Source organism: Streptosporangium sp. G11, assembly GCF_051192615.1.
GTDB lineage: Bacteria > Actinomycetota > Actinomycetes > Streptosporangiales > Streptosporangiaceae > Streptosporangium.
The window spans coordinates 185,799-197,760 of sequence record NZ_JBPJUQ010000007.1 but is presented as its reverse complement, the minus strand read 5'-3'; the positions used below and the strand labels follow the sequence as shown (position 1 = coordinate 197,760).

The 11,962-nt window shown below is 70.7% G+C and carries 6 protein-coding genes; 4 read left to right on the top strand and 2 right to left on the bottom strand.

Annotation, left to right across the window (positions count from 1 at the left end; genetic code table 11):
* Positions 1-5: 5 nt before the first annotated feature.
* Positions 6-2,138, bottom strand: a complete 2,133-nt coding sequence (locus ACSDR0_RS10335) for an alpha-1,4-glucan--maltose-1-phosphate maltosyltransferase (RefSeq protein WP_435288534.1) — start codon at positions 2,136-2,138, stop codon at positions 6-8.
* A gap of 352 nt (positions 2,139-2,490) precedes the next feature.
* On the opposite strand from ACSDR0_RS10335, the gene glgP reads away from it, so the two are divergent.
* Complete coding sequence (gene glgP, locus ACSDR0_RS10330; protein ID WP_435288533.1) at positions 2,491-5,073, top strand: alpha-glucan family phosphorylase; 2,583 nt, start codon at positions 2,491-2,493, stop codon at positions 5,071-5,073.
* Between the two features lie 475 nt (positions 5,074-5,548).
* On the opposite strand, the gene ACSDR0_RS10325 is transcribed toward glgP, so the two are convergent.
* Entirely contained in the window at positions 5,549-7,417 is a 1,869-nt protein-coding gene (locus ACSDR0_RS10325; protein WP_435288590.1) for an FAD-dependent oxidoreductase, read from the bottom strand.
* Between the two features lie 310 nt (positions 7,418-7,727).
* On the opposite strand from ACSDR0_RS10325, the gene ACSDR0_RS10320 reads away from it, so the two are divergent.
* The 3 genes from ACSDR0_RS10320 (at position 7,728) to ACSDR0_RS10310 (ending at position 11,919) form a co-directional block, all read left to right on the top strand.
* Complete coding sequence (locus ACSDR0_RS10320; RefSeq protein WP_435288532.1) at positions 7,728-9,848, top strand: amylo-alpha-1,6-glucosidase; 2,121 nt, start codon at positions 7,728-7,730, stop codon at positions 9,846-9,848.
* A 116-nt stretch (positions 9,849-9,964) separates the two neighbouring features.
* Positions 9,965-11,056, top strand: a complete 1,092-nt coding sequence (locus tag ACSDR0_RS10315; protein ID WP_435288531.1) for a glycosyltransferase family 4 protein — start codon at positions 9,965-9,967, stop codon at positions 11,054-11,056.
* A gap of 92 nt (positions 11,057-11,148) precedes the next feature.
* Entirely contained in the window at positions 11,149-11,919 is a 771-nt protein-coding gene (locus ACSDR0_RS10310) for an enoyl-CoA hydratase/isomerase family protein (RefSeq protein WP_435288530.1), read from the top strand.
* The last annotated feature ends 43 nt before the right edge of the window (positions 11,920-11,962 follow it).

Here is an 11,962-nt window from a genome sequence, read left to right as displayed (position 1 = left end):
CCGGCTCACCGCTGGTTCGCCGCCGCGGCACGCAGAGTGAAGACGTGCGCTGGGTGGATGTGGGGATCGAGACGCACGTAGTTGTCCTGCCGCCAGCGATACGACTCGCCCGACAGTTCGTCGTCCACGACGAACTCGGCTTGCCAGTCGAGACCGAGGGCGGGCATGTCCAGCGACACCGTCGCCTCGTGGGTGTTGTGCGGATCCAGGTTCACGACGACGAGGACAACGTCGCCCAGGCCGTGCCGTCGTGTGGCCGTGTCATAGGCGCCGGGCAACCGCTTGGAGAAGCAGATCACATCCGGGTGATTGACGCTGTGAAACCGTAGATTACGCAGTTCCTGGAGCGCCGGGTGTGCTCTTCGGAACAAATTGAGTTGCGTGATGAACGGGGCCAGGGTACGGCCTTCCCGCTCAGCCTCTACCCAATCGCGGGGTTTGTACTGATATTTCTCGCTATCAAGGTATTCTTCACTACCCGGCCTAACCGGCACATTCTCCGCAAGTTCATATCCCGCGTACACGCCCCACGTCGGCATCGCCGTGGCCGCGAGTACCGCCCTGATATGAAATGCCGGGACTCCCCCGTGCTGGAGGTATTCGTGGAGAATGTCCGGAGTATTGACGAACACGTTGGGCCGCATGTAATGCGACGTCTCATGGGAGAGCTCGCTCAGATACGTCTCGACGTCCGTGCGGGAGTTCTTCCACGTGTAGTACGTGTACGACTGGTGGAAGCCTACCTTGGCCAGCGTCCGCATCATCGCGGGGCGCGTGAAGGCCTCCGCCAGGAACAACACGTCCGGATCGGTCGTGTGGACGTCGGCCAGCAGCTTCTCCCAGAAGGCCACCGGCTTGGTGTGCGGGTTGTCCACCCGGAAGATCCGCACCCCGTGGTCCATCCAGAGCCGCACGACCCGCCTGATCTCCTCGTAGATCCCCTTGGGGTCCTTGTCGAAGTTCAGCGGGTAGATGTCCTGATACTTCTTCGGGGGGTTCTCCGCGTACGCGATCGAGCCGTCGGCGCGGATGTTGAACCACTCCGGATGCTCCTTGACCCACGGGTGGTCGGGCGCGCACTGCAGGGCGAAGTCGATGGCGACCTCCATGCCCAGCTCGCGGGTCTTGGCCACGAAGGCGTCGAAGTCCTCGAACGTGCCCAGGTCGGGGTGGATGGCGTCGTGGCCGCCCTCCTCCGAGCCGATCGCCCAGGGGGAGCCGGGATCGTACGGCTCGGGCGTCAGGGTGTTGTTGCGCCCCTTGCGGAAGCTGTGCCCGATCGGGTGGATCGGCGGCAGGTAGACGACGTCGAAACCCATCCTCGCCACGGCGGGCAGCCGCTTGGCGGCGGTCTGGAAGGTCCCGGACTTGGGGGCGACGCCCTGCTCGACGATCGCGCCCTCGGAGCGCGGGAAGAACTCGTACCACGACCCGAACAGCGCCCTGCGGCGGTGCACCAGGACCGTGCGCGGAGCCGACTTCGTCACCAGGTCGCGCAGCGGGTGGGCACGCAGCAGCGCCGCCGTCTCCGGGAGCTGGGCCACGGTGAACCGGGCCCGCGGGTCGATGTCGGTGTCGCGCAGCCTGGCCGCGATCGCCTGGAGCGCGGCCCGGTGCCCGCAGGCGTGCTGCTCCGCGGTCCCGGGGCGCTTCGCCGTCCGCGCCGCCGAGATCTTGCCGCTCGCCGGTTTGCCGGTCGCCACCGCGCCGCTCGCGGGGCCGGTCGCGGGCCCGCAGTCGGCGGGCCGCACCGCCCTCGCCGCGCGGTCGAAGAGCCGGGCGCCCTCCTCGCACATCAGGTCGGCGTCCATGCCGCGCGGGATCTTGATGCCCGCGTCGTGCAGCCAGGTGGCCAAGGGATCGCCCCACGCCTCCACCCGGAAACGCCACTCACCCTCTGTGGGCAGCGTCACCTCCACGCCCCACCGGTCGGTGCCCGGGGCGAGCTCGCGCATGGGCAACAGGGGGCCTCGCACGCCACCGGGGCCGGTGAACACGGCCCCTGCCGCGACCGCGTCGTGTCCCTCGCGGAACACGGTCGCGGAGATCTCGAAGGTCTCACCCGCGGCGGCCTTGGCGGGGCGGCGCCCGCAGTCGACCGTGGGGTGGATGTCCTGAATTGGGATTCGTCCGATCATCGCGTCTCAAGGTAGCGGCGGCACGCCCGGTACCGCCGGGGAAGTAATCAAGGAAAGATCTTCGTTTTTTCAAGCATTCCCGGGGCGGCCGGTCTCGGGGCAAGCGGAAGCCCGCCCTGCTGGGACGGCCGGTTCCCGAGGGCAGTACATCTGGCTCGTATCTCCGGTGCCCCAATAGTCCATCTTCATGCGTGCCGATGGATAGAGTGCGGCACCTCTTACTCTTCCGCGAGCCGTCCTCACAGTCGATCACCTACCTTTGATGTGTTTGGGGTGGATTGATAGCGGTGAGAGGGAGACGCGTGAGTGTTGGGGTCGCCCTCGTGGCGCTGAGTAACTAGGGTCTGGCACCGTGAGAGCAATCCGCAGGTTTACCGTCCGCACCGTCCTGCCGCCGGAGCTGGCCTCCCTCGGCGAGCTCGTCCTCAATTTGCGCTGGTCGTGGCACCCAGAGACATTGGACCTGTTCGGCGAGGTCGACCCGGCCATCTGGGGCCGCGTGGGGTACGACCCCGTCGCCCTGCTGGGCGCCGTGGAGGCCGACAGGCTCCGCGAGCTGGCCGCCGACCGCCGCTTCCTGAGGCGGCTGGCCGACGCGGCCGACGATCTCCGCGAGTACATGACCGCCCCCCGGTGGTACCAGACCATCTCCGAGGCCCCCAAGGCCGTCGCCTACTTCTCTCCCGAGTACGGCATCGCCGCGGCCCTGCCGCAGTATTCGGGCGGGCTCGGCATCCTCGCCGGCGACCACCTCAAGGCCGCCAGCGACCTCGGCGTGCCCATCCTGGCCGTCGGCCTGCTGTACCGCCACGGCTACTTCACCCAGTCCCTCTCGCCCGAGGGCTGGCAGCTCGAGCACTACCCCTCCCTCGACCCGGGCGGCCTGCCGCTGACCCTCCTGCGGGAGGAGGACGGCACCCCCGTACGCATCAAGATCAGCCTTCCCGAGCAGCGCACGCTGCACGCCCAGGTCTGGGTGCTCCAGGTCGGCAGGGTGCCGCTGCTGCTGCTCGACTCCGACGTGGCCGAGAACGACGCCGCCGCCCGCGACGTCACCGACCGCCTGTACGGCGGCGGCGGCGACCACCGGCTGCTCCAGGAGCTGCTGCTCGGCGTCGGCGGCGTCCGCGCCATCCGCGCCTACTGCCGGGTCACCGGGCACGCCGAGCCCGAGGTGTTCCACACCAACGAGGGCCACGCGGGCTTCCTCGGCCTGGAGCGCATCCGCGAGCTCACCGAGGCCAGGCTCTCCTTCGACGAGGCGCTGGAGGCGGTCAGGGCCGGGACCGTCTTCACCACGCACACCCCCGTGCCCGCCGGGATCGACCGCTTCCCCGCCGAGATGATCGGCCGTCAGTTCGGCGGCGACAACGCGTGGCCCACGGTCCCCGTCGACCGCATCCTCGCGCTCGGCGCCGAGGAGGAGCCCGGCAAGTTCAACATGGCCGCGATGGGCATGCGGCTGGCCCAGCGGGTCAACGGCGTCTCCGAGCTGCACGGCGCCGTGAGCCGGGAGATGTTCCAGCGCCTGTGGCCCGGCTTCGACACCGACGAGGTCCCGATCGGCTTCATCACCAACGGCGTGCACGCCCCCACCTGGGTCGGCCGGGAGATCATGGAGCTGGCCGGCAGGGAGCTGCCCACCCTGGTCGACCGCGCCCAGGGCTGGGAGAGCATCAGCAAGGTCTCCGACGGCGACGTCTGGGGCATCCGGGGGCGGCTGCGCGAGAAGCTGGTCGTCGCGGCCCGCGCGCGGCTCCGCCAGTCGTGGATCAACCGGGGCGCCTCTCCGGCGGAGCTCGGCTGGATCGACGACGCCCTCGACCCCGACGTGCTGACCATCGGCTTCGCCCGCCGGGTGCCCTCGTACAAGAGGCTCACCCTGATGCTGTCCGACCCCGACCGGCTCCGCGCGCTGCTGCTCGACCCCGCCAAGCCGGTGCAGATCGTGATCGCGGGCAAGGCCCACCCGGCCGACGAGGGCGGCAAGAAGCTCATCCAGCAGATCGTGAAGTTCGCCGACTCCGAGGACGTGCGGCACCGCATCGTCTTCCTGCCCGACTACGACATGGCCCTGGGCCAGCTGCTCGTCCAGGGCTGCGACGTGTGGATGAACAACCCGCTGCGCCCGCTGGAGGCGTGCGGCACGTCCGGGATGAAGGCCGCGCTCAACGGCGGCCTCAACCTGTCCATCCGCGACGGCTGGTGGGACGAGTGGTACGACGGCACCAACGGCTGGGCCATCCCCACCGCCGACGGCGTCGCCGACCCCGACCGCCGCGACGAGCTTGAGGCCGCCGCCCTGTACGACCTGATCGAGCACGAGGTGGCCGACCGGTTCTACGACCGGGCCGACGGGCTGCCCCGGCGCTGGCTGGAGATGGTCAGGCACACCCTGACCTCGCTCGGCCCCAAGGTGCTGGCCGGGCGGATGCTCCGCGACTACGTGGTCGACCTCTACGCCCCGGCCGCCAAGTCCGCCCGCGCCCTCTCCGGCGAGGGGTACGAGCAGGCCAGGAGCTTCGCGGCGTGGAAGCTCAAGGTCGGCAGGGCCTGGCCGGGCGTGCGGGTCGAGCACGTGGAGGCCTCGGGTCTGGGCGACAGCACCCCGGAGCTCGGGACGTCCCTGGAGCTGAAGGCCACCATCGCCCTGGGCGAGCTGGAGCCCGGGGACATCCGGGTCCAGGCCGCCTACGGCCGGGTCGGCGACCACGACGACCTGGCCGCCCCCGCCTACGCCGACCTGACCGTCGAGACCGAGGGGGACGACGGCAGGGCCGTCTTCGCCGGGACCATCCCCCTCGACCGCACCGGCCCCTTCGGCTACACCGTCCGGGTCGTCCCCGACCACCCGCTGGTGGCCTCGACCTCGGAGCTCGGCCTGGTGGCGGTGCCCGAGGAGCCCGTCGGCATGACCAACGGCACCCTCCGCTGACCATGTGACCATCCGGTACCGGCCGGATGACCGCCCGGCGCCCGCCGCGCGGCCATCCGACCGGCTGCCCGGTGGTGGGACCTCCGCGCTCCTCCCGGCTCTCCGGGAGAGGCGCGGAGGTCTTCGCGTTCCGGCACGGCGAACGGCCCGGCACGGCGAACGGCCCGGCACGGCGAACGTTCCGGTGCGGTGAGGAACGGCCCGGTGCGGTGAGCGGTGCGGTGAACGTCCTGATGCGGTGAACGGTCGCGCACGGACGCCGGGGGAGGGCGTTCCGACACGGACGGCTCCGAAGGTGTCCGCGTTCCGACACGTTGCGTGGTGAGGTGGGTAGGGTTGAGCACTCGATCCCTGGCGCCCAAGAGAGGTTCCCGGCGCCGTGACCCCGGAGCACGCCTGATCGTACGGCGGCCCGGTGGCGCGTGGCCCGCGGAGGTCGGTGCCGCGGGCCACGCGGAGAGACCGGGGCGAGGGGTCAGGCGTTGGCCTCCAGGGCCGTACGGACCGCCGATTCCAGGGCGCCCTCGATCCAGGAGTGCTTCAGCGAGGTGTGCTCGCCCGCGAAGTGCAGCCGTCCCACGGGGGCGGTGATGGCGGGGTGGATCTCGGTCATCTGACCGGGCGTGAAGACGGCGGCCTCGCCGAAGGCGTAGCGGTTGCGCAGCCAGCTCTGGGTCCGGCCGTGGCCGGTGTAGAACTCGGAGATGCGCTCCCCGTGCACCTCCTGCAGCCCTCGCAGCGCGTGACCGTAGCGCTCGGCGTCGTCCATGGAGTCCCAGCGGGAGGCGTCGTCGGCCCACGCGTAGCTGGCCAGCACGACGCCGCCCTCGCTGCCGCGCACGGGGTGGGAGGGGAAGTAGACGAACCGGTTGGCGTTGTCGGTGACCGATCCGCCGCCCGTCACGTGGCTCGCGGGCCCCGGGCGGTAGCGGGAGCCGAGCTCGCGCCTCCAGTCTCGCTCGTCGAACTCCCACCAGCGCCTGCGGAACTCCAGCAGCACCTTGGTCGCGGAGTCGTAGTGCAGCTCGATCACCGCGCGCCGCTTCGGGTACGGCAGGGCCGGGGCGATCTCCACGTGCCGCAGCGCGGAGAACGGGATCGTGATGATCGCGAGGTCTCCCTCGAACGTCTCGCCCCTGCCCTGGGGCCTGGAGGCGGACTCGGTGCTGCCCGTCTCGGTGACCGTCTCGACGCGTACGCCCCGCGCGGTGTGCTGGATCCGTACGGCCCGCCGGTCCATCCTGATGTCGCCGCGCAGCCCCCGCGCCAGCCTGTACGGCAGCTGCCGGCTGCCCCCCTCCATCTCCCAGTACGTCGCCGACGGATTGACCAGGCTCCGGGTCAGGAAGGTGTGCATGAACGACAGCGGCAGCCGGGAGGTCAGGTTCTCCAGGGTGCCGATGGCGTCGATCGCCGCGTCGCTCAGCCGGGCGTGCTCGCGCAGGAAGCGGTTCATGGAGTAGTCGTCGAAGTCGTACAGGACGCGGGCCCAGCCCTCGATCAGCTGCGGCAGCGGCTTGTCGACCCGCTGCGAGCCGCGGACGACGGAGAAGTAGTCCCTGACCGGGTCGAGCGCGTCGTCCAGGATCTTCCCGGCCGTCCTGGCGTCCCGCAGCCCGAACGAGGCGTTGATCTCGCGCGGGTTCCTGGCGTACTCGTCGCGGCGCTGGGTGATGCCGTTGACCCGGATCAGGGTGTGGTTCGCCCGCTCAGGCGCGGTGAACTCCCCCCGGGAGGGGCCGGAGCGCCAGACCGGCCCGCGGCGCGGGGTGTAGAGGACGGGCGGTGTCGGGCCGGTCGCCGCGTCGCCCGGCCGTATGTCGACGTTGTAGAACAGGCGCCGGGAGATGCCCAGCTTGTCGATCAGCGCCAGCGTGAGCGGGTGGAAGTCGGGGATGCGCATCGCCCCGGCCTCGGCGTACTGCAGCCGGTCGGCGAAACCGGTCTCGAAGGTCTTGATCCGGCCGCCGATCCGGTTGCCGTTGGCCTCGATGACGGTGACCCGGTGCCCGGCCCGCTTCAGCAGCGTCGCGGCCACCAGGCCGGCGATCCCGGCGCCGACGACAAGGATCTTCTTGGGGGTGCGGGTCCTGGGCAGGCCCTCGTCGATCAGCACCTTGAGGTATTCGAGCTTGAGGTCCGAGCCGTCCTCGCCGACAAGCAGCAGGTCCCGCGCCACCCGCGTGCAGGTGTCCCAGCGCCTTCCGTCGCGCGGTTGCCGCCCGGTGCGCGCGGGAGCCGGATCCGCGAGCGAGACCGCCGCCGCGACCGCCGGTTCGACGGCCGAGCCCACCGCTCCCACGGCGCCCAGCCCGGCCAGCCTGGCGAATCCCCGCCGGTTCATACCTGGCACGACATCCTCCCTTTCGTCGTCACTGAAAGTAGTTGGATGACTACTATCGGTTCACGTCCGGGTCTGCCAGGGTCTTTCCGGTTGTGACTCCAACCGTTCGCTCGGGGCCTGTCTTTCGTGGCTTTTGTCATGGGGGACGTGTGGTCCTCCGGCGAGCGGCTCCGGCTGCGAAGGCCGGGTCGAATCAGCAAAAACCTCTTTTATGGGGCAAAACCCGACAGATCCGTCTTTTGTGGAGTTCTTTCTTGTTTGTGGCGGGAATGGCTAGATAGCCGGCATCTCGTACACCCTGGAGAGAACATTGGACGGATGGACGTTCGAGGGCCAGCCGGGCGCGCTGGGCGACACCGCGGTCACGCTGGTCGAGGGCGGCTCCTTCTGCGTGTGCGCCCGCAACGGCGACATCCTCCCCGGCGGGGCCCAGGGTGTTTACCACGCCGACACCCGGATGCTGTCGCGCTGGGAGCTTCGGGTGGACGAGCTGCCGGTGGAGGCTCTCAGGGTGCTCCCCGCCGAGCCCTACCACGCGACGTTCCTCGGCAGGGCGGGCCCCCGCCCCGGCCGGGCCGAGAGCAGCCTGCTCGTGATCAGGGACCGCTACGTCGGCGGCGGCCTGCGCGAGGACCTGACCCTGCGCAACCTGGCCGGCGAGCCCGCCGGATGCGTGGTGGACATCCACGTCACCTCCGACGTGGCCGACCTGTTCGAGGTGAAGGCCGGCCGGATCCGGCACGTGACCGACGTGGAGATGACACCCGACAGGACGGGACTGCTGATCGTCTCCGCCTGCCGCTCGCGCGGCACCAGGGTGGTGGCCGAGCCGACGCCGTTCGTCGTTCCCGGCCTGCTCATCTTCCGCGTCGTCGTGCCCGCGCGGGGGGAGTGGACCGCCAGCCTGCAGGTCAATCCGATCCTGGAGGGCGAGGAGTCACCCGCGTGGTTCTCCACCCACCACCCGCTGGAGCACGCGGAGCCCGCCAGGCGCCGCGCCGACTGGGAGCGCCTCAGCTCGGTCGTCCTCACCTCCGACCGCCGCCTGGCCCAGGTGCTGGATCGCTCCAGGGAGGATCTCGGAGCGCTGCGGCTCTTCAAGCCCGGCGAGCCGGACGAGCCGCCGACGATCGCCGCGGGCGCGCCGTGGTTCATGACCCTGTTCGGCCGCGACTCGCTGCTGACCTCCTGGATGGCCCTCCCGCTGGACCAGTGCCTGGCGGTGGGCACCCTCAGGCGCCTGGCCGCGCTGCAGGGCACCGTCGACGACCCGCTGACCGAGGAGGAGCCCGGCAAGATCCTGCACGAGCTCCGCTTCGGCACGCAGACCGGTGCCTCGCCGCACGCGGGCCTCGCCTACTACGGCTCGGTGGACTCGACCCCGCTGTTCGTGATGGTCATGGGCGAGCTGCGCCGGTGGGGCATGCACGGGGAGGCCGTCGAGGGGCTCATGCCGAACGTCGAGGCCGCCCTCGACTGGATCCGCAGGTCCTCCGACCCCTTCCTGTCCTACCGGCGCAAGACCGACCACGGGCTGATCAACCAGGGATGGAAGGACTCCTTCGACGGCATCAACTTCGCCGACGGCACCCTCGCCAACCCGCCCATAGCCCTGGCCGAGGTCCAGGGCTATGTCTACGCCGCCTACATCGCCCGCGCCCACTTCGCCCACGAGGTGGGCGACAGCGCCCTTGAGGGGCAGTGGAGGGCCCGCGCGGAACGCGTCAGGGACGCCTTCAACGAGCGCTTCTGGCTGCCGGACCGGGGCTACTACGCCATCGGCCTCGACGGCGCCGGACGCGCCATCGACAGCCTCGCCTCCAACATGGGCCACTGCCTGTGGACCGGCATCGTCGACGAGGACCGGGCCCCCCAGGTCGCCGAGCGGCTGCTCTCGCCGGAGATGTTCACCGGGTACGGGGTGCGGACCCTCGCCACCACCATGGGCGCCTACAACCCGATGAGCTACCACAACGGCTCGGTCTGGCCGCACGACAACGCCCTGGTCGCGGCCGGGCTGATGCGCTACGGCTTCACGGGCGAGGCCAAGCGGATCGCCTTCGGCCTGCTGGACGCGGCCGAGGTCTTCGGCTGGCGGCTGCCCGAGCTGTTCTGCGGGTTCGACCGGGCCGAGTTCACCTGGCCGGTGCCCTACCCCACCTCGTGTTCCCCGCAGGCGTGGGCCGCGGCGAGCCCCGTCCAGCTGGTCAGGAGCCTGCTGCGCCTCGAACCGTGGATCCCGTACGGGCGGGTGTGGCTGGATCCCGTCGACCTGGAGGGCCTGCGGGTCGAGGGGCTGCCGATCGCCGGCTCCAGGGTCACGATCGAGGTCGGCGCGAACGGCGCCACCGTCACCGGGCTGCCCGAGGGGGTCACCCTCGTCAACGAGCCGCGCAACCCGGTGACCGCGGCCCTGCGGCGGGTCCACTGATCGTTTCTCCGTTTCCTCCCGTGTCCTCCCGGATTTCGCGTCCTTCCAGGTTTCGTGTCTCTTCAGGTGAGGTGGCCATGGTTTCTTCGAGAAATGTCCCGGGATGGTCTGACAGCATGCGCATCCTGATCGTCGCGCCGCCCTGGTACGACGTGCCGCCCCAGGGCTACGGGGGCATCGAGTCGATGGTGGCCGGTCTCGTCGCCGGGCTGACCCGGCGCGGGCACGACGTCACGCTGATCGGGGCCGGCCCGGCGGGAACCTCCGCGTGCTTCCTGAGCACCTACGGGCGGGCGCCCTCGGAGCGCATCGGCGAGCCGCTGCCCGAGGTCCTGCACGCCGCCAGGGCGTACGCGATGACCTCGAAGCTCGTCGTGGACGTGATCCACGACCACACCCTGGCCGGGCCGCTGACCGCGCCCGCGCAGGCCGCCCCGACGGTGCTCACCTGCCACGGGGAGGTGGTGGGGGAGTTCGGCGAGTACTACCGGGTCCTCGGCGCCACCGTGTCGATGGTGGCCATCTCCGAGGCCCAGCGGCGCATCGCCCCCGACCTGAACTGGGCGGGGGTGGTCCACAACGCGGTCGACGTCGCGGTCTTCCCCTTCAGGGAGCGCAAGGAGGACTGGGTGCTGTGGCTGGGCCGGTTCAACGAGGACAAGGGCGCCCACCTGGCCATCGACGCCGCCCGCGCGGCGGGGCGGCGCATCCTGCTCGCCGGCAAGCTCACCGAGAAGGCGGAGCACGACTACTTCGACGAGCACGTCAAGCCCCGGCTCGGCCCCGACGCCGAGTACGTCGGCGAGGCCGACACCGCGCGCAAGCACGAGCTGCTGGGGGCGGCCAGGTGCCTGATCTTCCCGATCCTCTGGGAGGAGCCGTTCGGCATGGTCATGATCGAGGCCATGGCCTGCGGCACACCCGTGGTCGCCCTCTGCAGGGGTGCCGTGCCCGAGGTGATCGTGGACGGGGTCACCGGATTCATCCGGGGCGCCCCCGCGGAGCTCCCCGCCGCCATCGAGGCGACGGGCGCGCTCGACCCGAACGCCTGCCGTTCCCGCGTGGAGCGCTTCTTCGGGGTGGAGGTGATGGCCCGCTCGTACGAGGCGATCTACCGCAGGGCGATCGCCGGGTTGCCGAAGCGGACGGGGGAGAACGGGCGCGGGGGCTTCGGGGAGAGCAGGGACCTGGCCATGCCCGTCAACTGAGACGCGCTCTATGGTGGATCGCGGCACAGGGATCATGACACGGTCGATCACCGCGCGGCCCGCGGGTCCCGGCGGAAGGCGGAAGGACGTCCATGGGTGAGTTCGTGCGGGTGGAGGCGGCCGACGGGGTCGCGACGATCAGGCTCGACCGGCCGAAGATGAACGCGCTCAACCGGCAGGTCCAGTTGGAGATCGCCGAGTGCGCCCGGCAGGTGGACGCCGACGACGACGTGTACGCCGTGGTCGTCTACGGGGGGAAGGTCTTCGCGGCCGGGGCCGACATCAAGGAGATGGCCGACATGTCGTACGCCGACATGGCGGTCCACTCGCAGGTCCTGCAGAACTGCTTCACCGCCGTCGCGAGGATCGGCAAGCCCGTCGTCGCGGCCGTGACCGGCTACGCGCTCGGCGGCGGCTGCGAGCTGGCCCTGTGCGCCGACGTCAGGATCGCCGGGGAGTCGGCCAAGCTGGGCCAGCCGGAGATCCTGCTCGGGATCATCCCCGGCGCGGGCGGCACCCAGCGGCTGCCCCGGCTGATCGGCCCGGCCCGGGCCAAGGACCTCATTTTCACCGGGCGCCACGTGCCCGCCGCCGAGGCGCTGGGCCTCGGCCTGGTGGACCGGGTCGTCCCCGACGAGGACGTGTACACCGAGGCCCTCGCGTACGCCGCCCGGTTCGCGGGAGGTCCCGCCCTGGCGCTGCGCGCCGCCAAGAAGGCCGTGGACCGCGGCCTGGAGACCGATCTCGACACCGGCCTGGAGATCGAGCGCCTGCAGTTCTCCGGGCTGTTCGCCACCGACGACGCGGGGATCGGCATGCGAGCCTTCTCCGAGAGGTCGAAGGCGGAGTTCACCGGACGCTGACATGTCCGCCGGACCGGCCGATCTTGTCGGGATTGGTCCTGGC